The sequence below is a fragment of the Algoriphagus sp. genome (genome assembly GCF_013373065.1).
Taxonomy (GTDB): domain Bacteria; phylum Bacteroidota; class Bacteroidia; order Cytophagales; family Cyclobacteriaceae; genus Algoriphagus.
Map to the genome: position 1 here is coordinate 112,859 of NZ_JABXIN010000013.1, position 23,739 is coordinate 136,597.

Here is a 23,739-nt window from a genome sequence, read left to right on the forward strand (position 1 = left end):
TTCAAGAAATTTCATCCCGATCCTGTTCAATTTTTATTCTCATCATCCAATCCAACTGTTCATCGGAACCTAGTTTGAAAATGTGCTGATCGAAAATCTGAAACCCGTTTTTTTGATAAAAATCCATCGCCTTGGTATTCTTTTCCCAGACTCCCAACCAAAGCCATTTTGCTCCTAATTCTTTTCCAAATTGAAGAGCCTGTTTCAAAAGCAAGCTTCCAGTTTTTCTTCCTTGAAAATCCTTTCTGACATAAATCCGGGCGATTTCAACTGATGAATCCAAGTTTTCACTCTGTGCTTTCCCCCAATTGATCTGAAGGTATCCTATGATTTCACCTCCGTTTAGTGCGAAAAAGAATTTAACATTAGGCTCATTCAAAAGCTCTAGGATTTTTTCTTCTGAAAACTCCTCTTTTAAATAAAGACTCATGTTCTCTGCTGTGTTTTGACTGGCATAGGTATCCACAAAACAATCTCGGGCAAACTGAAGTAATTCCTTCAATTCAGAAATATGCACTTCTTTAATTTCGAATGGGGGCATTAGAACCTTTATTTTTTAAGGTTTCACAATCACCACACCCTTCCCGAGCATTTTTCGATCCAGGATGTCCCGTAAGGCCTTTGGGGAATTTTCTAAAGAAAAACGTTCGCCAATGTGTTGCTGGATTTTTCCATCTTGGACCCATTGCATGAGTTGAGCGATATTTTGAAAGCTTTTCTCTGGTTCGAGTTTGGAGAATTGTCCCCAAAAAACCCCGACGATAGAGCAGCCTTTTAACAAGGGTAGGTTCATGGGAATCTTTGGAATTTCTCCATTGGCAAAACCAACGATCAGGTAGCGTCCTTTCCAGGTCATTCCGCGAAGTGCGGGTTCTGTAAATTTGCCGCCTACAGGATCGTAGACCACATCAACTCCCTTTCCAGAAGTCAATTCTTTGATTCTGACTTTGAGATCTTCCTTTTCATAATTAATGGTTAGTTCAGCACCTTTTTCCTTGCAAAGCGATAATTTTTCCTCGGATGAGGCTGCAGCAATGACTTTGGCTCCCAACAATTTTCCCAATTCCACGGCAGCTAATCCCACCCCTCCTGCAGCGCCAAGAACCAAAAGAGTCTCGGCTTCCTGCAGCTTGGCTCGGTCTTTCAAAGCGTGAAAGGAAGTCCCGTAAGTGTATAAGGTAGTGGCTGCGATTTCCGCCGGAAGATTAGGTGGAAGTTTAAACACTCGTTCAGCATCTACCGCAACTTTTTCAGCGAAACCTCCCCATCCACATAATGCCAATACCGAGTCGCCGATTTTGGAACCCCTCACATTTTCGCCTATTCCAATGATTTTACCGGCAACTTCGCCACCTGGGGAAAAAGGCAGTACGGGTTTGAATTGATATAGGTTTTGAATAATCAGGACATCTGGAAAATTCACCCCGCAGGCTTCCACTTCAATCAGGACTTGATTGGGGCCTGGGATTGGATCTGGGAGTTCTCCAAATCTAAGGGTTTCCGGTAGTCCAAATTGCTCGCAAATAATGGCCTTCATGTTTGTATGTATAGTTTGTCACCAATAAAAGATCATTGGAAAATAGGCATTTCCTATTGAATCCGATAATTTTGGGGACTTTCATTAATCTCATAAGACATGTCAGTTAACAACTATATTCAAACCCATAAAGACCGATTTTTAAATGAATTGCTGGATCTACTGCGGATTCCATCTGTCAGTGCCGATCCCAAATTCAAAGAAGAGGTTTTTAAAGCAGCAGATTTTGTAAAAGATAGTCTCCTTAAAGCTGGAGCCGATGTGGCGGAAATTTGTCAAACAGCTGGCTATCCGATCGTTTACGGAGAGAAGATCGTAGATCCCAATCTTCCTACTGTTTTGGTATATGGTCACTACGACGTGCAGCCTGCCGATCCCTACGAACTGTGGGATTCACCGCCTTTTGAACCGGTGATCAAAAAGACAGAAAATCATCCGGAAGGAGCGATTTTCGCTCGGGGTTCGGCCGATGACAAGGGGCAGTTTTACATGCATGTGAAGGCATTTGAAGCGATGATAGCCGCTGATGATTTGCCTTGCAATGTCAAATTTATGATCGAAGGCGAAGAGGAAGTCGGGTCAGATAATCTAGAAGCCTTCGTTTTGGAAAATAAGGAAAAGCTAAAATCAGATGTTATTCTGATTTCGGATACCCATATGATTTCCATGCAGGATCCTTCTATTACGGTAGGTTTACGTGGTTTGACTTACATGGAAGTAGAGGTTACAGGTCCAAATCGGGATTTGCATTCCGGTACCTATGGAGGAGCGGTAGCCAATCCAATCAATGTGCTTTGTAAGATGATTGCTTCATTGAAGGACGAGAATGAGCACATCACTATCCCTGGATTTTATGATAAGGTGCAGGAGTTGACCGCCGAGCAGCGAGAGCGATTGAATGAAGCTCCCTTTGATTTGGCAGATTATAAATCCAAACTGGATGTGGCTACAGTTCATGGGGAAAAAGGCTACACCACCATCGAACGGGTCGGAATCCGTCCAACTTTGGATGTAAATGGAATTTGGGGGGGCTATACGGGAGAAGGAGCTAAGACCGTTTTGCCATCCAAAGCCTATGCGAAAATTTCCATGCGTTTGGTGCCTGATCAGGATTGGAAAGAAATCGCCCGATTGTTTGAAGATTATTTTAAATCATTGGCACCTTCTTCGGTAAAAGTAAAAGTGAAAAGTCACCATGGGGGCTCTCCGGCAGTTGTTTCGGATACTTCCATTGGCTATCGCGCTGCAGAAGCCGCGATGGAGGAAACTTTCGGAAAAAGACCCATCCCTACCCGGGAAGGCGGGTCCATTCCAATTGTGGCCTTATTCCAAAAAGAGCTGGGCTCGGATCCAATTCTATTTGGCTTTGGACTGGATACGGATGCGCTTCACTCGCCCAATGAGCATTATGGGGTTCAAAATTACTTTATCGGAATCGAAACTATTGCTGCTTTCTTCCGACACTTCCGTAAACTGAATGAAGCCTAATCGGAACTAAGCCGCTATCATTTTCCTTTCTCATTAAAAGCTGTTCAAAAGGTATGAAGAACTCCAATTCTTGGACTAAAAACCTCCTGCTCATTTTATCATTTTTGATGAGCCTGGGGGCGCAGGCCCAAATAATTTCTCCACCCCAGTGGACGGTCAGTCTTTCATCTGAGCAGCTCAAGGTCGGAGAGGAGGTTAAATTGATTCTCCAAGCTCAAATCCCTGGAGGCTGGTATATCTACGGAACGGATTTTGACCCCGACTTGGGACCTTTAGTCACTACTTTGATATTGGACGAATCAAGTGCTTATGAGCGGGTCGGAAGCTTACAGGAAATAGAGGGGAAGAAAAAATATGATGAGATTTTTGAGGGAGATATTACCTTTTTCATCAAGGAGGGAAATTTTGAGCAACTTCTAAAAATTAATTCTTCCGGGACCATTTCAGGGACTTTGGAATATCAGATGTGTTCCGATTTGACGGGGCAGTGCATCAACTATGAAGAGGACATTGAATTGTCATTTTCGGCAGTTGAGTCCCCTGAAAATGTGAGCGCTTTTGAAAGCGAGGACTCAGATGAAGGAGAAACCCTGTTCAACCAAATTGACTCTGAGGAATCCACTCCTGAACTTGAGCCAGTTGTTACCGATTTTGAACCTGAGGGAGGAACCGAAGAAAGTCTTTGGGGATTTATGGTTTTGGCTTTCTTGGCGGGGCTGGCGGCCCTATTGACGCCTTGTGTTTTCCCTATGATCCCAATGACCGTGAGTTTCTTCACAGGTAGGGCGAGTAGCCGATCTGCGGGGATACGACAAGCTTTTATTTATGGCTTTTCTATCATTGGGATTTATACCATAGCAGGAACTGCGGTTTCAGCCATACAAGGCCCTGAATTTGCCAACTGGTTGGCGACCCACTGGCTTCCCAATCTCTTTTTCTTTGGAATCTTTATCGTTTTCGCATTGGCATTCTTGGGAATGTTTGAGATTACGCTTCCTTCCAGCTTTGTTAACAAAGTAGATGCAAAAGCAGAAAAAGGAGGTTTGGCTGGGATTTTCTTCATGGCCTTTACCTTGGTTTTGGTGTCTTTTTCCTGCACGGGACCTATTGTCGGATCGATTCTGATTTCTTCCGCTGGTGGAGAATTGATCAAGCCGATTTTGGGGATGTTTTCCTTTTCCTTAGCCTTTGCCATTCCTTTTACCCTTTTTGCGATTTTCCCGGAGTGGTTGAACCGACTTCCCAAATCAGGAGGCTGGCTCAATTCCGTGAAGGTGGTACTTGGATTTTTGGAACTAGCCCTGGCCTTCAAATTCCTTTCTATTGCCGATTTGGTTTACCATTGGGGAATTTTGGACCGGGATATCTTCTTGGTGATTTGGATTGTAATTTTTGGAGCCTTAGGCTTATATCTGTTGGGTAAGATTCGTCTTCCGCATGATTCCCCATTGGAATTCATTTCGGTTCCTCGCCTGCTATTGGCACTCTTGACCTTCATGTTTGTGGTTTATATGATTCCCGGATTATGGGGGGCTCCCCTCAAATATTTAAGTGGATACTTGCCGCCGATGAGTACCCAACAATTCAAAATGGAAGGGGGAATGAGTAGCGATTTGGGCTCCGGATATGTGTTGGATGAGCCCGTGAAATATGCAGATATCTTGGAAATTCCTCACGGAATCAAGGGCTATTTTGATTATCAGCAGGCTTTGAAAGCAGCAAAAGAAGCCAATAAACCCTTATTGATTGATTTCACCGGGCATGGCTGTGTGAATTGCCGAAAAATGGAAGAGAATGTCTGGGTTGATCCAGATGTACTTCGCCGACTCAAAGAAGATTTTGTAATGGTGGCCTTGTATATCGATGAGCGCCTGGAGCTTCCGGAAAGTGAATGGTATACCTCTTCCTATGATGGGAAAGTGAAAAAGACCCTCGGAAAGCAAAATGCGGATTTTCAGATCACTAGATTTCAAAATAATGCCCAGCCCTACTATGTGATCTTGGATCATGAGGAAGAGTTGCTTGCCAAACCCCGGGCCTATGATACCGATATTCAGGCTTTTATCGAGTTTTTGGATGGGGCGAAACGGGAGTTTGAAATTCGGGACTAACTATTTTTCCGGGTTTACGTCGGAGCTTGGTTGATTCTTTCTGGAATAAAGCATCGCGCCGATTGCGAGAAGAAGATAGCAGCCGAGAATCACTATAAATTGACTTAGGTTTTCCGTGAACTCGAAATACACGATCAAAATCGCTGCGATTAAAAGACCAAACATGGCTATTCCAGTGAACCAAGGACTAGAATTGGTTTCTTTCCGCTTTTTAAAATTTGCGACAGCCATCAAAAAAGAAACGAGAATAAACGTAATACTTCCGAATTCCAGAATGACTTGCAGTCCTCCGGATAGGACTAGGATCCAAGCAAGTATGCTCATGGTAATGATGGCCTTGTAGGGAATATAAGTTTGAATTTTTTCACCGAGAGGCTTGGGAAAAAACCCATCTTTGGAGATGACGGCCATTAGACGGGAAGCGCCAAAAAGAGTTCCGCTGATGGCACTTGAAGTGGCCAATAGAGCTCCAAATATGACGATGAATTGCCCAAATCCGCCCAAAAATGTTTTGGCACCGGCCGCCAAGGCGTATTCTTTATCGGCAATGATATTTTCCTTTGGGATGACCGAGAGTGCGGCTACCGCAAGGACGACGTATAACGTAATGGCAATTCCGATGGAGATGTAAATGGCTCGCGGAATATTCACCTGCGGTTTATCCATTTCATCATAAGCATTTATTACAAGTTGAAATCCTTCATAGGCCACGAAGGTGATCGCAGATACAATTAGAACTTGCATCCAGGTGGTATCGACTGAAATCAGAGGTTGAAGTTTTTGCAAATCCCCTTTTCCAGCCAGAAGTCCAGATATAAACAGAAGGATAATAATCTTAGTGTAGACCATGACGTCTTCCACTTTTCCCATTCCCTTCACAGAGATTAAATTCACAATGGCGAAAACCGAAATTATCGCTCCAGCTACTAGTTTTTGCCCTAGAGGATGATTTAAGGACTCAATTTGACTGCAGAAATAGGAGGAGAAGGTAAAAGCATAAAGGGCGAGTGTGCTGATATATCCGAAAGTAATGAGCCATCCAATTATGGATGAAGCCATTCGGCTTTGAGGAAATGTTTTTTTGAAAAATGAATAAGTAGCACCCTCATCTTTGTATAGCAGTGCCAATTTCACGTAAGAATAAGCCGCGAAAAAGGCCAATAAGCCACCGACAAGAATGGCTATAGGAGTAGCGTTTCCAATTTGTTCGGTTGAAATCCCTAAAATGGAGAAAATACCTCCCCCTACCATCCCTCCAAGTGCCACAGCAATGAGTTCTCCTAGGCCTAGGGGATTATTTCTTTCTCGGCTAATTTTATTCATGCAGGATAGGTCATGGTCTTTGACAAAAAGAATCCAGGTGTATTTAAACAAAAATGCCTTCCGAGTCAATCAGAAGGCATTTTAAAGTTAGAATTTCACTTTTGCTTCGAGTCGTTTTCCATCCCGTTCATAGACGACTTGGGTTTCTTCTCCTTTTTGGAAGGCACTTAGAGAACGCATATAGCTCATCATATCCACAATGGTTGAATCTCCCAATTGGACAATTACATCACCCTTTTGTAAGCCGGCAGCTTGGGCAGGTTTGTCTTCCGAAACCCCATCGATTCGCATTCCTTTTCCATCAAACAGGTAATCCGGAACTACGCCCAAGGTCACGGTGAAGCGAGGGGAATCTCCCGAACTATCTTTGGTTTTTGTGAAAGCCAGTTTAGGCTCATTATCCAATTCCCCGATTAATCGGTGGATGTATTGAACTACTTGAAGGAGACCTTCGTAATTGATCTTTTCAGAATCATCGGAAGGACGGTGATAATCCTCGTGCTGTCCGGTGAAGAAATGCAGTACTGGTAAATCTTGGAGGTAAAAAGAGGTATGGTCAGAAGGGCCTACTCCTGATTCAGAAGTGACTAGTTTTAAACTATCGCTATTTACCAAGTCCAAGGCAGGTACAAAGCTCGGGCTAGTTCCTACTCCATTGATAGCAAGTGTATTTTCCTCGTTCAGGCGACCTACCATGTCCATGTTGATCATGTAATTCACGGTGGATAAGTCGATGGTTGGGTTTTTCACAAAATAATTCGACCCCCAAAGTCCATTTTCTTCTCCTGAGAAAGCAATGAAAAGGAAGTTGGAAGGATGCTTTTCATGCTTAAGAATGTCAGCAAGTGCAACCAAAGCTGATGTCCCAGAGGCGTTGTCATCGGCGCCATTGTGGATGGCAGAATCTCCTCGGTACAAAGATCCAGATCCTCCATATCCTAAATGGTCAAAGTGCGCTCCAATGACGATGGTATTTTCGGATTGGTTATCAATAAATCCGATTACATTTCGTCCGGTTACCCCTTCACCATCGGTACCGATAATAGCTTCTTCATGAGGGTTGGTAGGCTTCGAAACAGTAAATTCCTGAAAAAAACCGTCTGTCCCCTTAGGGCTAAGTCCGATTTCTGCAAATCGCTCAGCAAGGTAGGTAGCGGCTTGTTCTTCCCCCGAGGTTCCAATGGCCCGACCTTCCAATTTGTCAGCAGCTAGGTAGCTCACATCGGTTCTTAGATTTTGAAGAAGTATATCATTCGAAGGCGCGCTGTTGCAGGCCAGTAAAAGGCTTGCAGCAATAATTGATAGGCGATAGATTTTCATTATTCAATTTCAGTTTAGCTCAAAGATAATAATTGGTATCTTCGCGCTTCAATGATTATCAACTAATATCTATCATGCGATTTCAAATTCTGATTTTATTGATGTATGTCATGGCCTGCTCACCTAAGGCCACAGAGACAGTAGCTATAGATGAACCACAGCATACCGCGCAGGATTCCCTTTTGCTTTCTGAAAATGAAATGAAGTATCTCCGAAATATCAAGCAGTTGACTTTTGGAGGAAATAATGCAGAAGCGTATTGGTCATTTGATGACGAAATGCTGGTATTCCAATCCGATTATGCAGGTTGGGGATCAGAATGTGATCAAATTTTCTATACCCATTGGAAGACCGATGATTTGAAAAATAATGCTCCTCAACGGCTTTCTACTGGTTTAGGACGTACTACTTGTTCTTATTTTCTTCCTGGAAATGAAACCATTGTGTATGCTTCTACTCACTTGGGAGGAGATGCCTGTCCGCCTGTTCCGGAGAGACGCACCGATGGCAAATATGTATGGCCGATTTACGACACCTACGATATTTTTACCGCTGATTTAGAGGGGAATTTATTGGCTCAATTGACGAATGAGCCTGGGTATGATGGAGAGGCAACCGTTTCTCCGAATGGAGATAAAATCGTATTTACTTCCATGCGTACAGGCGATTTGGAACTGTTTACCATGAATATTGATGGTTCCGATGTGCGTCAGGTAACAAATGATTTGGGGTATGATGGTGGCGCTTTCTTTTCTCCCGATGGCACCAAATTGATTTGGAGAGCTTCCCGTCCTCAAACTGAAGAGGAGATTGCTGAATACAAAGAATTGTTGGCTGAAGGTTTGGTGAAGCCAACAGAAATGGAATTGTACGTTTCCAATGTAGATGGATCTGACTTACGAAAAATTACCGATCTCGGCCAGGCTAACTGGGCACCATTTTTCCACCCATCCGGTGAAAAAATCATTTTTGCTTCCAACCACCACACGGAGCGAGGCTTTCCTTTCAACTTATATATGATCAATTTGGATGGTACCGGCTTGGTCAGAATCACCGAGAATGACACCTTTGATGCTTTCCCTGTTTTCTCGAATGATGGAAAGTATTTGGTCTTCTCTTCCAACCGAAATAATGGAGGTACACGGGATACCAACTTGTTTGTGGCAGAGTGGATTGGAGATTAAGGTTAGGATATATCTTTTGTTAAAGAATTCGAAGCGGGGGTAGTTCACTCCCGCTTTTTTTGTCGTATGGGATTCCTTTTTTAATTTGACTGCTTACCAATTGATTTTTAGATGAAGATTTACCGCAGATTAATCATTCCCCTGTTGGTTACCTTACTTTTGGTGTTTGCCAAAATTTATTTTCGAGGCCAGTCGGAAAACTGGGAGGGCTTACTGGGCTGGTTGCCCCATTTGAATACCATACTCATTATTTCTGGTTTCACTTGGTGTCTTCTCGTGTTAACTGGGATCTTGAAAAGGATTTTTTTGAAGCAATTTGATATCAGTCAGGAGGATAATTTAAGGGCTAGGAAGATTTATACCCAGCTGAATATCCTCCAGAAGATTGTCAATTTCATCATCATCATCTTAGGGATAGGATTGATTTTGGTCTCTTTTGATCCCATCCGGAAAATAGGAGTAGGGCTCTTTGCTTCAGCGGGGGTGGCTGGAATCATCATCGGTTTTTCAGCTCAAAAGGCCATTGGAACCTTGATAGCAGGAATTCAGATTGCATTTGCCCAACCTTTTCGCCTCGATGATGCAGTGGTTGTAGAGGGAGAATGGGGCTGGATCGAAGAAATCAATTTAACCTATGTGGTGGTGAGAATTTGGGATCAGCGCCGTCTGGTACTTCCAACCACCTATTTTTTGGAAAAACCTTTTCAGAATTGGACCCGGACTTCGGCAGATATCATTGGTTCGGTTTTCATCTATACGGATTATACCGTGTCTTTTGATGCCATGCGTCAGGAATTAGACCGCATCTTGGAAAAAACGAATCTTTGGGATAAAAAAGTAAAAGTCTTGCAGGTAACTGATGCAAAAGAGCGAACCGTAGAAACTCGGATTTTGGTCTCTGCGAGAAACTCGCCAACAGCTTGGGACTTGCGGGTCCATGTACGGGAGAAAATGATTGAATTTTTGCAGAAAAATTATCCCGAAGCACTTCCACGTACACGTATTGTATTAGATGGCGCAACTGAAAAATGAAAAGGCTTCTTCTGGTATTTCTTTTTTTAATTTCGTTTTCTGCCTTTTCGCAGGAAAAGAAAAGTGGGCTTCAATGGGATTTTTCCGGGTTTTTGGATCTGTATTATGGCAATGATTTCGATGATCAGACGGAAGGATCACCAAGGCTTCCTTTTCTTTACAATCACACCAATCAAAGTCGGATTGGAATCAATCTGGCACTGGTAACTGTCAGTGTGAAATCTGATTTTTTCCGTGCTAATCTTGGCCTACAGCAAGGTTCTTATATGCGTGACAATTATGCAAACGAACCTCAAACGCTGAAATGGATTCACCAAGCAAATGTAGGAGTCGCAATTGATAAGGAGCAAAAGCTTTGGTTGGACATTGGGGTGCTGCCCTCTCACATAGGATTTGAAAATGCTGTTTCTACAGAAAATCTTACGCTTTCAAGGTCAATCATCGCCGAAAATTCACCCTATTTTGAAACAGGTGCCCAATTAAGTTGGCAAAAGGATGCACATTGGTATTTTGCTTTTTTGTATTTGAATGGATGGCAGCGGATTCGGTCCATTCCTGGAAGAAACAGACCTTCCTTTGGTACGCAAGCCACTTTTACTCCAAACGAAAACACCAAGCTAAATTGGAGTACTTTCTTGGGAACGGATCAGCCCTTAGAAGCTGAAACCATGCTGTACTTCACCAATTTCTATGGAGATTTTCAGTTGGGAAATGATTGGAGATTGATTGCTGGGGTAGATGGGGGAAGAAGAACTTTGGCCTTTGATTTTGATCGAAATTGGTGGGGGATGTCTACGATTCTTCAAAAGCGATTTTCTGAAAAACTAGCCGCTGCTGCCCGATTTGAGTATTACAATGATCCTTTCCAGGCAATAGCAACCAGTCTAATTGATCAAGGAATCCAAACGAGTGGAATTTCTTTGAATGGAGATTGGAAGCTGGGGAAAGTAGCCACTTTCCGATTGGAAGGGCGCTGGTTGACCGGTCCGGAATTGGGTTTGGACAGTAGTAATTCAGACAACTTCTTTTTGCTTGGCTCCTTTGCTTTTTCGTGGAATTAAAGCGATTCGATTTCGGAGAGGTATTTTTCCGCCTGATTTAAGATTTCTTGCTTGTTTTTCATTTTGTCCCAGGTTCTATAGGCCATTCCGATCCGTGGATTTTTCTCTAGCTTTTCCCGGTTTCGGTCATAGAAATGCCAGTACAGGCTATTAAAAGGACAGGCTTTTTCGCCAACTTTTTCCCGATGGCTGTAGGCACAATGATCACAGTAATTTCCTTGTTTTTTGATGTAATTCGCGGAAGAAACATAGGGTTTGGTTCCTACGATTCCTCCATCCGCAAACTGGCTCATTCCACGGGTATTTGTGATTTCTACCCATTCCAGCGCATCAATGTAAATTCCCAAATACCACTGATCGACTTCATTCGGATGGATTCCGGCCAGAAGTGCAAAGTTACCCGTAACCATTAAGCGCTGAATGTGATGGGCATAAGCCAGATCTAAGGACTGAGTGATGGCTTCTGAAAGGCATTTCATTTTGGTCTTTCCGGTCCAAAACCAATCGGGAAGTTTCCGCTCATGTCCAAAGTAATTCAGTTGGGCATAGTCTGGCATTTTTGCCCAATAAACTCCACGCATGTATTCCCGCCAACCGATAATTTGGCGAATGAATCCCTCTACTTGAGCTATCGAAATCTCGTCTTGATGACTTTCCCAATATTTTTCAACTTTTTGAACCACTTCCAGTGGAGAAAGCATTTTGCTGTTCATTGCAAAGCTCAGTCGGGAATGAAATAAATAAGGATCCCAGGTGGTCAAAGCATCTTGGTAATCCCCAAAGTGTACCAACAAATTTTCGCAGAAGTAATCCAACACCTCTAGGCATTCCTGCCGAGTTGTCGGCCAAAGGAATCGTTGAGGATCAACCTCTCCAATGGTTTTTATGTTGGCCTTTTGAATACTCTCATAGAGTTCCCTGGCATCTTTCGGGTGGGTTTTGGGTTTCCGAAGGAGGCGTTTATCCTTAAGAGCAGATCGGTTTTCCAGATCAAAATTCCATCTTCCCTGTACTGGCTCTTTCCCGTCCATCAGGATGTTATATTTTCGACGCATTTCCCGGTAGAAGGACTCCATCAAGTAGGTCTTTTTACCCTTGAAGAAGTTTCCTAAAAAGGCCCGATCCGTCAAAAAATGTTCAGTGCCTGAAACCTCGGTTTCGATCTCTAAGTCTGCGCAAATTGCCTTCAATTGTTTGTCCAAGCGGTATTCATCCGGGAGTTGGTATTCAAACTTTTCAATTCTGTGCTTTTTGATGCTAGTGAGAATAATTTGTTCCAGCTCCTGTAGATTGCTGGAAACGTCAATTTTAAAATAAAGAACCTGATGCCCATGCTGTTGGAGCTTTTCAGCAAAGGCTCTCATTGAAAGAAAGAAAGCGAGGATTTTTTGAATATGGTGCGTAACATAATCTGTTTCCTGACGCATTTCTGCCATCAGATAAAGTACCTGGTCGTTTTTTTGATCAAACCAAGAATGAGCTTCATTAAGCTGATCGCCTAGAATTAGTCGTAATATTCTTGCCATAAAAAAAGGCTTTACCCTAAGATAAAGCCCCTTTGATCAACTATTGTTTACTAAAATCAATATTTAAAGCATGGCATGGAAGACTTTCTTCCAGCACCTTTCGCAGATCCTGCCAAGAAGCTGTATCGGATAGAAATTTCATTGGCACCTCCGGTAGTAGCATTCCCTAAGGAAGAAAGGGTAAAATCATGACTATACCCAATATCCAAACCTCCTCCAAGAGAGATGCCTACCAAAGCGATGATGGATTCATGATTTGGGATGGAGTTCTCTTGAATTGGAATACCCCGGTACCAAACTCCTAAGACGAGGGGTTGAATATTAATTTGAGTCCCTAAATCCAACTGGGTAAAAGGGCCTTGGTTTTTATAATTAAAGGCAAAAGTCAATTCTCGCGTACCGGTTCGTTGGTTGAAAAATTCGGTTGAAGTTCCGCCCGATAAATCCAATTTCACACCTCCATGGGCTGAAAGCTTGAGTGGAAGTTCGCTGATTTCTCCATCGATAAAGGAAATATTAGGCTGGGTTACATGATGTGCTGAAGCGCCAAACCAAAAATTATCATTGTGGAAAAGCATTCCAAAACTGTAATCCACAAACTGGTGGCGCATGTCTTCTCCTAAGTTTTCCCCTGAAAAATCACCGATCGAACCTGTCATATCGTCGATCTGGCTTCCAAAAACTAAATCCCCAAAATAAGCGTCACGATCCATGTAGCTCACCTGTCCACCTACTCTCAAAAAAGAACGGAATCCCAATCGGGCTCTGTAAGAGTAAGTTGCACCAATTTCGGAAACACTGAGGTTGGCCATACTTTGCTCAGAGCGATTGAAAATGATTCCAACGCCACTGTTTGCTCCAAAAATAAAATGATCAAGATATGCTGAATAGGAATTGAATGATTGATCCAATCCAGGCCATTGGTTGCGGTAATTTACCCCGATTCGGGTCATTTCGGAAGCACCAGCCATGGCTGGGTTGAGGTACAATGGGTTGGCATAGAATTGAGAATATTGCACATCCTGGGCGCGGAGGCCCAGGCTGGCAATAAAAAGGATGATAAACGTAAAGATTCTTCTCATAATCTATCGGATTAAGGTGACACCACCGGTTTTCTCGGTTAGTTGAGAATCCCGATCGATATAGGTGATTTTGTAGAGATAATTCCCAGGTGGAAGCAACTGTCCACGATAGGTACCATCCCAACCTTTGCTTTCCTGTGAATTGGTGAAAAAGAGTTTTTCACCCCAGGTATTAAATATTTCAAGGGTAATGGATTCGATATTTTTTGCCTTAGGGAAGAAGTAATCGTTCAGTCCATCTCCATTAGGAGTAAAGGCATTTGGAATGACTACTTGAGCGTCAGCGCTGGTTACCTGCACTTGATTGACTTCAACTGCAGAGCAGCCGAAAATGTCATAGCCCGTCAACTTCACTTCGAAAACACCCGGACTTTCGTAGACATGAACAGGATCTTTTTCAGTGGAAGTTAATCCGTCACCGAAGTTCCATTCCCAAGCGATGATTTCAGGAGCGATTTCACTTTCAAATAGGATGCTTTCATCTGTGAATACTTCAGATTGGCTGGTGATTTGGAGTTTTCGATATTGGAAATCCAAGCGACCGCTTCGATTTACTTCAGATGGGAAGTCCAAAACCGTAGAAGTTTTAGAGGTACAGCCATTAGCATCTGTGACAGTCACTTCTACAGTTCCCGCATTGAAATAATTTATTTCACGGGTATTAGCTGCGCCTGTGCTCCATTGAATGATGTAAGGTTCTTTACCACCGGTGATTGAAACCCAAGCATGACCTGTCACACTTCCTTGATCACAGTTGACATCCAAAGCAGATTCAATTCGGGCATTTACAGCTTCCGCTTGAGATACGGTGTAGGAACCCTGAATTTGACAGCCGGACTCATCGGTAATCGTCACCTCATAGGTTCCTGCATTTAGATTGGATCGTTCTAGGACATCTGTTTGTCCATCAGACCATACGATAGAAGTCTTTCCTTTAGATCCAGTAAGCTTGAGGGTAATTGTTCCGTCAGGTTCTCCTCCGCAGCTTTGAGGAGTGATATCTACCAAATCTAGATTTAAAGCTGATTCAGCAGAAAGATTGACTTGCTTCTCAACTGTACATCCCGATGCGTCGGTGATGGTAGCTAGATAAGTTCCTGCTGGGATATTTTCTAATTTTTTCCCATTAGCACCCGTATTCCATGCGATGGTGTATGGAGCGGTTCCGCCATTGATGTTCAAATCAATCCAGCCATTGCTATCTCCTGAACAAGTTGGGCTTGTGGATTGAACATTCACCTGCATGGATTGGGGTTCTTCAACCCGGTAGGAAGCTTGAAGCGTGCACCCGCCCTGATCTTGGATAAGCACCTCATAAATACCTGCTGGAACATTGCTTAGATCTTTTGTCTGAGCTCCGTTACTCCACTTATATATATAAGGAGCAACTCCTCCATTTACATTTAGAGAGATAATACCGTCTGATTTTCCTGCGCAGGATGCATTGGAAATGGTTTCGGCAACCTCAATTCCTGCTTCCTCAGATTCGATTTGGAAGCTCACCGAAACATCACAATTGTACTTGTCCGCAACAGTAACCGTGTACGTTCCTGGCTTAAGATTAGTAGCTTCCCATACATCTTTCAATCCGTTGCTCCAGGTTACTTGATAGGGCTCTCCTCTCCCTACTTTAACAGAGATTTTTGCAGAACCATCTGAAGAAGACCCGCAGGAAGCATCGGTTTTTTCAACAGGATTTAAAATAAGTGGATAAGGAGGCTGAACCACGATAGATTCTATATGCTTAAGGCCCTTTGAATCGGTGATTTCTACAGTGTATGACCCTGCGTAGAGGTTAGTTCTATTTTGTGTGGTCTCGTGGGTATTCCAAAGGAATGTATAAGGAGGTGTTCCTCCCGTAACATCTAAGATAATACTGCCCTTTTCAGAGTGGGAGCAAAGGGCAAGTTTACCGCTTACCGAAACTTGAATGCCATCATAACTTAAGATCCGCGCATTATCTCGTTGAGGGATTTCAAAAGCAAATTGACCTTGTGCAGAAAATACCAATCCCCAGCTCATGCATAGCACAGTTATAAAAGAGCGATATGTTCTCAAAATTCTTGTCATGGAGACAGCACTAGTTTTCAGAAGGGTAATTTTGCCTTATAAATCGAAGTTTTTGTATTTCATTTTTTAGAATATTATTTTTTGTAAATCATATACAACAAAATGATATTCTATAAAATCAATCATTTCGATGAAAAATAGCTTAAATATTCTAATTGTCAAGCGTTTGTAGGACTCGGTCAAAAATGAAATGCAGCTTAGAATTTTATCATTTTTCTTAAAAATGTACTATTGTTCAAAAAAGCAGGGAAGTGAAACTTTTTTCTAGGGACGAAATGAAAAAGGCCTGAAAATCAGGCCTGAATAAAAAATTGAAAAAATTTTAAAATTTTTTTCTGTGAGAGGGTGTTTTTGCCAAATTAATAGCGGAAACAAGGAATTGTTCGTGCCCGTTGATTTCGACTTTTGGGGTCTCCCCATAGAAAACGGTAGGTTACAGACACCTCATGAGCACCGCCAGAATTACGCATTCCCAACTTAGATACGGTATAATCAAAGGAATAACCGATATCTAAACCGGTAGGCAGGGAGACACCAACCAAGGCTATAATTGCCTCGTTATTTGGTAAGGAATTCTTTGTAGGTAGACCTCTATACCAAAGTCCAAAAACTAATGGATCAAGATAGATTTGGGTACCAATATCCAATTGGTTAAATGGATCCTGCTGTTTGTAATTGAAGGCAAAGGAGATTGCCCGTTCTTGGTAGGCGTGCGTAAAATAATCCCGGCGACCACCTGTAAGGTCAAATTTGATTCCCCCTTGAGCAGAGATCTTCATAGGTAGTTCGGAGATCTGTCCATCAACAAAGCTTACATTCGGTTCCCCTAAATGATGTGCTGAGGCACCCAACCAGAAATTCTTGGTATAAAACATACCGCCAACTGCAAAATCAAAAAAGTTGTATCTGCTGTCGATTGGGATTCCGTCTAATTCATCGGTGATCACTCCAATATTTCCGTTGATAATGTCTATCTGGGTTCCAAAAACTAGATCCGAGAAGAAAGCATCCCGTTGCATATAACTTGCTTGTCCGCCAAAGCGGAAAAACGTGTCCTCTCCCAATTGAAGTTTGTATGCATAAGAAAGGCCTACCTCATTAGTAGCGAGATTTGCCATGCTTTCTCGGTTACCATTAAAAATCAGACCGATGCCGGAGTTGTAATCAAAAACATAGTGATCAATGTAAAAGGAGTAAGAATTGAAGCTTTGGTCCAGTCCGGGCCATTGATTTCTATAATTGACACCGATGCGGGTAAGTTCTGAAGCTCCGGTTAGGGCAGGGTTGAGGTATAGCGGAGCTGCGTAGAATTGGGAATACTGTACATCCTGTGCTTTGCTCATAAAGCTAAGCCCAATCAGTACAATCGCTCCAATTAATTTCTTCAACATAACTTCTTCCCTCATAACAAAGGTATAGTCGGCTGATTATCAAGCCAAATCAAAATTCATAAAGTCTAGAAACGGCTAGGGCTTATGATTGGGGCGATCAATCAGGATGGTTTCTGTACTTTTTACAAATGTTGTCCATCCAAATACTCAATAACTATACCAAAACAGGCTTTTTGGCCACTTTGCTTAGAACTCCAAGCTGACTTGATTTTTTACCAAATCTTCAAAACTTTCTCGTTTTCGGATGAGATGAGCTTTTCCTTCCCAAACCAAAACTTCCGCAGGTCTCAATCGGGAGTTGTAATTGGATGCCATACTGTATCCGTAAGCTCCTGCGTTTTTGATGACAAGAATATCTCCCTGCCGAACTTCCGGTAATACACGGTCCGCTGCAAGCGTATCTGTTTCACAGATATAGCCTACGACATGGTACTTATTTTCGTTTCCTGCGGGATTGTTCAGGTTATACACATCGTGAAAAGCATCGTAAAGCATGGGACGGATTAAGTGATTTAGTCCAGAGTCCACTCCAACAAACGTAATGGTAGGGGTTTCCTTGACAACATTTGCCTCTACCAAGAAGTATCCCGATTCACTAACCAGAAATTTTCCCGGCTCTAGCCAAAGTTCTAGAGACCGACCGTATTGGTCACAAAAGTCCAAAAAGGCCTTTGATACTTTTTCTCCTACCTCCTTCATGTCTGTGGCGGGGTCTCCATCCTTGTAAGCAACTTTAAAACCTCCTCCACAGTCAATAAATTGAAGGTTTGGAAAATCTTTCGCGGCGTCAAAAAGGATAGTGGCGCCTTTAAGAAATATCTCTGCATCCAAAATATCCGATCCTGTATGGACATGTAGTCCTACGATATTCAGGTCATAGGAAGAAACGGTTGCAAGAATTTCCGGCAACTGCTCAATGGAGATCCCAAACTTGCTGTGCTTATGTCCTACTGAAATCTTAGCATTTCCGCCTGCAAGAATATGAGGATTAATCCGGATGCAGGCTGGAACTCGGTTGCCATATTGCTCGCCAAATTGACGCATCAAAGGGATGCTGTCCAAATTGACCATAACTCCTAATTCTACCGCTTCCTGAACTTCCGAAAAAGAAACGCCACTTGGAGTGTACATGATCTCAGTTGGATCAAAGCCCGCTAACATCCCCAGCTTTACTTCCTCGATAGAAACTGCATCGATTCCCGCTCCGGCTTTTCGGATCAGTTTTAATATAGAAATATTGGAAAGGGCCTTAGTGGCATATTTTATTTTTAGAGGAACTTCAGAAAAAGCGTTTTGAATGGAGCGGATTTGATTAACAATTTTTTCTCCATCATATACATAAAGTGGCAGCCCGAATTCCTTAGCCATGGACTCCAGGCTTACTCCTTGAATTTCGGAAGGGTGTAGGTTTAAATTCATGGTCTGAAATTTGCCCCCAAAGATAGGGATCATCCATCCAAGCAACGAATGATTGGAAGCATTTCCTAGGCGGATTTTCACCCATACTTGTTAAAAAGGCTTGTCCTTGATTGTCTGCCGGTTAAATATTGTTAAGGATTGATCCTCCCTTTTCAAAGGGCGTAAATTTGTGTGATGTCCAAGAATAAAATCATCCTCATCATTGTACTCATGTCCGTGGCTAGTTTAGGCCTAATGGGTTTTCAATATTATTGGGTGAGCAATGCCATTCGCATCAATCAGGAGCGATTTGACCAAGAAGTATATCAGGCACTTGCAGGTGCTGTCGATCAAATTGAAAAAGGAGAAACCAGTGATTTTTTATTGGGGCAATTGATGCGTGATCCTGTTTTGCAGGAGTCTCTTTTTGAAAAAATAGAGCCCATTGATTTGGATGAAATTAGACCTCAACGTCGGATTCAACCCACCACTTCTATTGTAGATACCTTGGAAATTGCCACAGTTCCTGAGGTGAGCGCCCGGTTTAAACGGATGTTGGAAGTACGGGGGATTGATTTGAGCCTGCTGGAAGAATTAGAACAGTTTTTTGCTTACATGACGCCAGAAGTAGCCTCATCTATTTTTACCCCAGATGAAATGGCGATCCTTTTAGAAGAAAAAGAGCGTCAGTTGGAATATCTGAGTCGTGTTGAGATTTATAGTTTTTCACGTGGAAGGGGAATTTTACCAACTCCCATGGTGGAATATGAACCGGTCATTTCCCCTGAAGCAATCGACAAAATTAGAAGGGCCAATTTGAAGATTGATTTGATGAATAAGGCCTGGGAAGAAATGGCTGAAGGTCAGAAGGAAATTTTGGACAGACTGGATACGACAAATGTCCGAAAGTTGGTAAAAAGCAATCTTTTGGAGCGGGGAATAATGGAAGATTTTGAGTTGGGAATTCTGAAAGATGATGGTTTATTGATGCCAATTGGACAGGTAGACCAACCCTTTCGCTTAGTCCAATATGGAACCCAAGCCAGATTATTTCCTAGAGATATTTTGGGAAAAGAAAACTACCTCTACATCTTTTTTCCGGAAAAAACACAGCACGTCCTTCGTCAAGTCTGGTTACCGATTAGTTCTTCTATTTTATTTATTGGCGTCATTATTTGGTGTTTTATTTATGCGATTCGGGTGATTTTTAAGCAAAAAGCCCTTTCGGACACCAAGAATGATTTTATCAATAACATGACCCATGAGTTCAAGACTCCCCTTGCTACGGTGAGTTTGGCTGTGGAGGCATTGCAGGATCCTGAGCTTTCAACACAGGATAAATTCAGAGCCCGTTATTTGGGGATTATCAAAGATGAAAATAAGCGGTTAGTAGCTCAGGTTGAAAATGTGCTTCAGGCTGCCGCCTTGGATCGCCAAGACTTCAAGTTGAAACTAGAGGAAATAGATCTTTCCGAATTGCTTGTTGACGTGGTTGATCACTTTAGCCTTCAAATTGAAAATAGGGAAGGAGAATTGGTTTTCGAAAACGAACTTCGGCATCCTATCATTCAAGCGGACCGTTTTCATATTAGTCATATTTTCAATAACCTATTGGATAATGCCAACAAGTACTCACCGGATAAACCAAGCATTACCATCCGGGCATGGGAGGACGCAGACCAGATTCTGATCAGTATTCAGGATCAGGGAATCGGCTTGAGCAAGGATGCACAACGGAAAATATTTGATAAATTTTACCGGGTTCCCACTGGAAACCTTCATGATGTAAAAGGGTTTGGCTTAGGGCTTTCCTATGTAAAAACTATGTTGGAGGCCCATAAAGGTGGGATTTCAGTGAAAAGTGAACTTGGAAAAGGAAGTACTTTTACCATTAACTTACCAAAAAGAAAATGAGCAAAGCAAGATTATTAGTCGTAGAGGATGACCCGAATTTGGGTGATATCTTAAAGGAATATTTGGAGATGAAAGGCTATGAGCCCACCCTTTGTAGGGATGGGGAAGAAGGTTGGAATAAATTCAAAAAAGATAAATATGACCTTTGTCTTTTGGATATCATGATGCCCAAGAAGGATGGTTTTACCTTAGCCAAGGAAATCAAGAAGGTTCAGGAAGACCTGCCTATTCTTTTTCTCACTGCAAAAAACCAAAAGGAAGATGTCATCGAAGGTCTTAAAATCGGAGCCGATGATTATTTGACCAAGCCGTTTAGTATGGAAGAGCTCCTGCTTCGGGTCAATGCTATCTTGAGAAGGACTCAAAAAGGTCAGGAAACAACAGCTTTAAAGGTTTATAAATTTGGAGACTTTGAGCTTCATTATGATAAGCAATTATTGGAGGGACCGAAAGGACCACACAAATTGACCTCGAAAGAAAATGAACTTTTACGGCTTTTAGCGGCAGAAATGAACCGATTGGTTAATCGAAGCCATGCCCTTAAGCAGATTTGGGGAGACGACAGCTATTTCAACGCCCGAAGTATGGATGTGTATTTGAGTAAGATTCGAAAAATCCTCAAAGATGATCCGAAAGTCCAAATCATTACCGTTCACGGAGAAGGGTTCAAATTGATTGTAACCGAAGACTAATCGAAGCCGGGGAACAACCCGGCTTTTTTATTTCAAAATCGCACCTATTCCGGGCCGATCTGGAAATTCTACTCCTGAGTCGGTAACTTTTACTCCATCGGCTGGGTCATTGGCGAGTAAAAGTGCTCCATCCATGTCCACATAATCCAGCATAGGAGCTAAATGTGCAATGGCCGAGATTCCGACAGAGGATTCGGTCATACAACCCACCATAGTTTTCATCCCTAGTGACTTTGCTTCTTGGATCATCCGAATACCCGGGGTGATTCCACCTGCCTTTACAAGTTTTACGTTGATGGCATGGAATAAACCCTGGCAGCGTTTCACATCCGATTCCACCATACAACTTTCATCAGCCATAACCGGGAGCTTGGAATGTTTATAGACTTCTTTCATTCCTTCCCAATCTTCTCGGGGCAGTGGCTGTTCCATAAACTCCACGCCAAGTTTTGAAAGTTCTTCAGAGTTTCGAATAGTTTGTTCTGGGGTCCAGGCACAATTTGCATCAATCCGGAAGACAGCATCTGTTTCTTTTCGAAGTGCTTTGACAATTTCCAAGTCGTGGTCTGTCCCTAACTTGATTTTGTAAATTGGCCAATTCACTTCTTTCATTTTGGCCACCATTTTTTCAACGCTGTCAATCCCAATCGTGAAATTGCTTTGCGGGATATGAGTTGGATTTAGATTTAATACCTCATACAGCTTTTTCCCAAGCTTTTTGGAATAAAAATCCCAAGCGGCCATATCCAGGGCGCATTGCGCAAATGCATCCTCAGAAAAATGAGCTTTGCCCAATTCCCACAATTCGGATGGATGGGTCCAGTTTTGAGTTTCAACGATAGATCGGAATTTTTCAAGGCTAGTTGTCATCCCTTCCACAGTAACTTCGTAGTAGGGATTGCTCGTAGCTTCTCCTAGTCCAAAAATTCCATCTTCCTCCAATTTGACAATCAAAGTATCCTGTACATCTCTGCTTTGATGGGCGATGGTAAATCGATGCTTTAGAGGAAGGTCAAATACCTGGTAATATAACTTCATGGGATAGTTGCTGGGATATGAAGTGATTGGCTGTTTTTTTCTAGTGATTTGCGTAGTTTTACCCGCAACCACACCATTGATTTTCAAAAGATGAAGTTAAATAAAAGTTCAATTTCTAGTCTTTTCTTCCTGTTTTTGTTTTTCGCCTTTGGATGCGAAACAGCAAGTCATCATTCCTCGGAATCCATCTCGCTGGAAACCCTTGAAAAAGCCCATGATCAATTTTTGGAAGGGGCCATTACGCATCGCCGTTTTAAGCATGAAGAGCTTCAACCGCTCATTCAGAAACATGCGGATGCATTTGAAATAGAAGTGCTGGGCAGTTCGGTGGAGGGAAGAAGTATTTCTTCGCTAGACTGGGGGCAGGGAGAAATGAAGGTGATGCTTTGGTCCCAAATGCATGGAAATGAAAGTACGGCTACCATGGCCTTATTTGATTTATTCAATTTTTTGAAAGCTTCAGGCGATGAGTTTGAGGAGATTCGTCAGACCTTGAAAGAGAATTTAAGGATCAAGTTTATCCCCATGATCAACCCGGATGGAGCAGAGGCTTTTAAACGTAGAAATGCATTGGATATAGACCTCAATCGGGATGCGATTTCTCAGATTTCACCGGAAGCTGTCGTTCTAAAAGGAGCTAGAGATTCATTTGAACCAGAGTTTGGCTTCAATCTTCATGATCAGCAGATTTACTATAATGTAGAAAATACGCCCAAACAGGCAACAATTTCTGTTTTGGCACCTGGGTACAATTATGAGAGAGATATTAATGAGGTTCGTGGGAGAGCCATGAAGACCATTGTGGGGATGAATGAAATTCTTCAGCAGTTGATTCCAGGTCAGGTTGGGAAATACGATGACGGTTTTGAGCCTCGAGCCTTTGGTGACAATATCCAAAAATGGGGAACAAGTACCATTCTGATTGAGTCGGGGGGCTACCATGGGGATCCAGAAAAGCAATATATCCGCAAGCTCAATTTCATGATCATTTTGAATGCTCTTCATCAGATCGCCAAAAAAGGATATGAAGCTTATACCATAGATCAATATTTTGAGATCCCAGACAATGGATTCCAATTGATGGACTTGATTTTACAAGAAGTGCAGGTTCCTGTCGAAGGTTCTTATTATCCGGTGGATATTGCCATCCGAAGGAGGGAATCCAATGCCGGTCCTACCTATTCTGTCACAGGAAATGTGGAAGATTTGGGGGATATGCAGGTTTATTTTGGTTTGGAAGAATTGGACGCGACAGGATTGAAATACCAAGAGGGAAAGGTTTTCGAACAGGTTTTTGATACTGTCGAGGATATTTCTGAGGGAAAAGCTATGGAATTGTTGAAGTCAGGCTACTTGGCTGTAAAGATAAAAGATGGTCAACCCGGGGATTTACATCAACTTCCAATTGTAGTTCTCCAAAGTACCGATCAATTCTCTTTTGGATGGAAAACCGGCTCAAATCCTACTTTCTTCCTAAGGGATGGGGAAAATCTTCGCTATGCTGTGGTCAATGGTTATTTGATTGATTTGGAAAATCCGAAAGAGCAATTGATCAAGCAACGTGTCTATTAA

The 23,739-nt window shown here is 42.5% G+C and carries 18 protein-coding genes; 8 read left to right on the plus strand and 10 right to left on the minus strand.

The window, feature by feature from the left end; genetic code table 11:
* Window position 1: 1 nt before the first annotated feature.
* Window positions 2-541 (minus strand): GNAT family N-acetyltransferase, encoded by a 540-nt coding sequence (locus tag HWE15_RS09440; RefSeq protein ID WP_290507275.1) that lies wholly within the window; start codon window positions 539-541, stop codon window positions 2-4.
* 15 nt (window positions 542-556) lie between these two features.
* Entirely contained in the window at window positions 557-1,537 is a 981-nt protein-coding gene (locus HWE15_RS09445; protein ID WP_290507276.1) for an NADPH:quinone oxidoreductase family protein, read from the minus strand.
* A gap of 99 nt (window positions 1,538-1,636) precedes the next feature.
* Here HWE15_RS09445 and HWE15_RS09450 point away from each other — a divergent pair, with 99 nt between their 5' ends.
* Complete coding sequence (locus tag HWE15_RS09450) at window positions 1,637-3,025, plus strand: dipeptidase (RefSeq protein ID WP_290507277.1); 1,389 nt, start codon at window positions 1,637-1,639, stop codon at window positions 3,023-3,025.
* 53 nt (window positions 3,026-3,078) lie between these two features.
* Entirely contained in the window at window positions 3,079-5,136 is a 2,058-nt protein-coding gene (locus HWE15_RS09455; protein ID WP_290507278.1) for a cytochrome c biogenesis protein CcdA, read from the plus strand.
* Here the strand turns inward: HWE15_RS09455 and HWE15_RS09460 are convergent, their stop codons facing one another.
* On the minus strand, window positions 5,137-6,459 hold the full coding sequence (locus tag HWE15_RS09460) for an APC family permease (protein WP_290507279.1): 1,323 nt from the start codon (window positions 6,457-6,459) through the stop codon (window positions 5,137-5,139).
* Between the two features lie 87 nt (window positions 6,460-6,546).
* Complete coding sequence (locus HWE15_RS09465; protein WP_290507280.1) at window positions 6,547-7,779, minus strand: M28 family peptidase; 1,233 nt, start codon at window positions 7,777-7,779, stop codon at window positions 6,547-6,549.
* 74 nt (window positions 7,780-7,853) lie between these two features.
* Between HWE15_RS09465 and HWE15_RS09470 the strand changes: the two genes are divergently transcribed.
* From HWE15_RS09470 to HWE15_RS09480, 3 genes are all read left to right on the plus strand, one after another.
* Complete coding sequence (locus HWE15_RS09470) at window positions 7,854-8,963, plus strand: hypothetical protein (protein WP_290507281.1); 1,110 nt, start codon at window positions 7,854-7,856, stop codon at window positions 8,961-8,963.
* Window positions 8,964-9,269: 306 nt separating this feature from the next.
* Window positions 9,270-9,995 carry a mechanosensitive ion channel domain-containing protein gene (locus HWE15_RS09475; protein WP_290507282.1) on the plus strand — a complete coding sequence of 242 codons (726 nt, stop codon included), beginning with the start codon at window positions 9,270-9,272 and terminating at the stop codon, window positions 9,993-9,995.
* Entirely contained in the window at window positions 9,992-11,056 is a 1,065-nt protein-coding gene (locus tag HWE15_RS09480; protein WP_290507283.1) for a porin, read from the plus strand. The genes HWE15_RS09475 and HWE15_RS09480 overlap by 4 nt, the downstream gene beginning before the upstream one ends.
* Here HWE15_RS09480 and HWE15_RS09485 read toward each other — a convergent pair.
* The 5 genes from HWE15_RS09485 to lysA all read right to left on the minus strand — a co-directional run bounded on the left by HWE15_RS09485 (window position 11,053) and on the right by lysA (window position 18,544).
* A complete protein-coding gene (locus HWE15_RS09485) occupies window positions 11,053-12,582 on the minus strand; it encodes a cryptochrome/photolyase family protein (RefSeq protein ID WP_290507284.1) in 1,530 nt (509 codons plus the stop codon). The two genes, HWE15_RS09480 and HWE15_RS09485, sit on opposite strands and share 4 nt — an antisense overlap.
* A gap of 56 nt (window positions 12,583-12,638) precedes the next feature.
* On the minus strand, window positions 12,639-13,664 hold the full coding sequence (locus tag HWE15_RS09490) for a type IX secretion system membrane protein PorP/SprF (protein ID WP_290507285.1): 1,026 nt from the start codon (window positions 13,662-13,664) through the stop codon (window positions 12,639-12,641).
* 3 nt (window positions 13,665-13,667) lie between these two features.
* On the minus strand, window positions 13,668-15,686 hold the full coding sequence (locus HWE15_RS09495; RefSeq protein ID WP_290507286.1) for a T9SS type B sorting domain-containing protein: 2,019 nt from the start codon (window positions 15,684-15,686) through the stop codon (window positions 13,668-13,670).
* Between the two features lie 407 nt (window positions 15,687-16,093).
* Window positions 16,094-17,140 (minus strand): type IX secretion system membrane protein PorP/SprF, encoded by a 1,047-nt coding sequence (locus tag HWE15_RS09500; RefSeq protein WP_290507287.1) that lies wholly within the window; start codon window positions 17,138-17,140, stop codon window positions 16,094-16,096.
* Window positions 17,141-17,311: 171 nt separating this feature from the next.
* Window positions 17,312-18,544, minus strand: coding sequence for a diaminopimelate decarboxylase (lysA, locus tag HWE15_RS09505; RefSeq protein WP_290507288.1), 1,233 nt, complete (start codon window positions 18,542-18,544; stop codon window positions 17,312-17,314).
* A 174-nt stretch (window positions 18,545-18,718) separates the two neighbouring features.
* On the opposite strand from lysA, the gene HWE15_RS09510 reads away from it, so the two are divergent.
* Window positions 18,719-20,437 (plus strand): HAMP domain-containing sensor histidine kinase, encoded by a 1,719-nt coding sequence (locus HWE15_RS09510; RefSeq protein ID WP_290507289.1) that lies wholly within the window; start codon window positions 18,719-18,721, stop codon window positions 20,435-20,437.
* Window positions 20,434-21,129 (plus strand): response regulator transcription factor, encoded by a 696-nt coding sequence (locus tag HWE15_RS09515; RefSeq protein ID WP_290507290.1) that lies wholly within the window; start codon window positions 20,434-20,436, stop codon window positions 21,127-21,129. Before HWE15_RS09510 ends, HWE15_RS09515 begins: the two co-directional genes overlap by 4 nt.
* 27 nt (window positions 21,130-21,156) lie before the next feature.
* Here HWE15_RS09515 and HWE15_RS09520 read toward each other — a convergent pair whose 3' ends face one another.
* Entirely contained in the window at window positions 21,157-22,167 is a 1,011-nt protein-coding gene (locus HWE15_RS09520) for a dipeptide epimerase (protein WP_290507291.1), read from the minus strand.
* 90 nt (window positions 22,168-22,257) lie between these two features.
* Here HWE15_RS09520 and HWE15_RS09525 point away from each other — a divergent pair, with 90 nt between their 5' ends.
* A complete protein-coding gene (locus HWE15_RS09525) occupies window positions 22,258-23,739 on the plus strand; it encodes a M14 family zinc carboxypeptidase (protein WP_290507292.1) in 1,482 nt (493 codons plus the stop codon).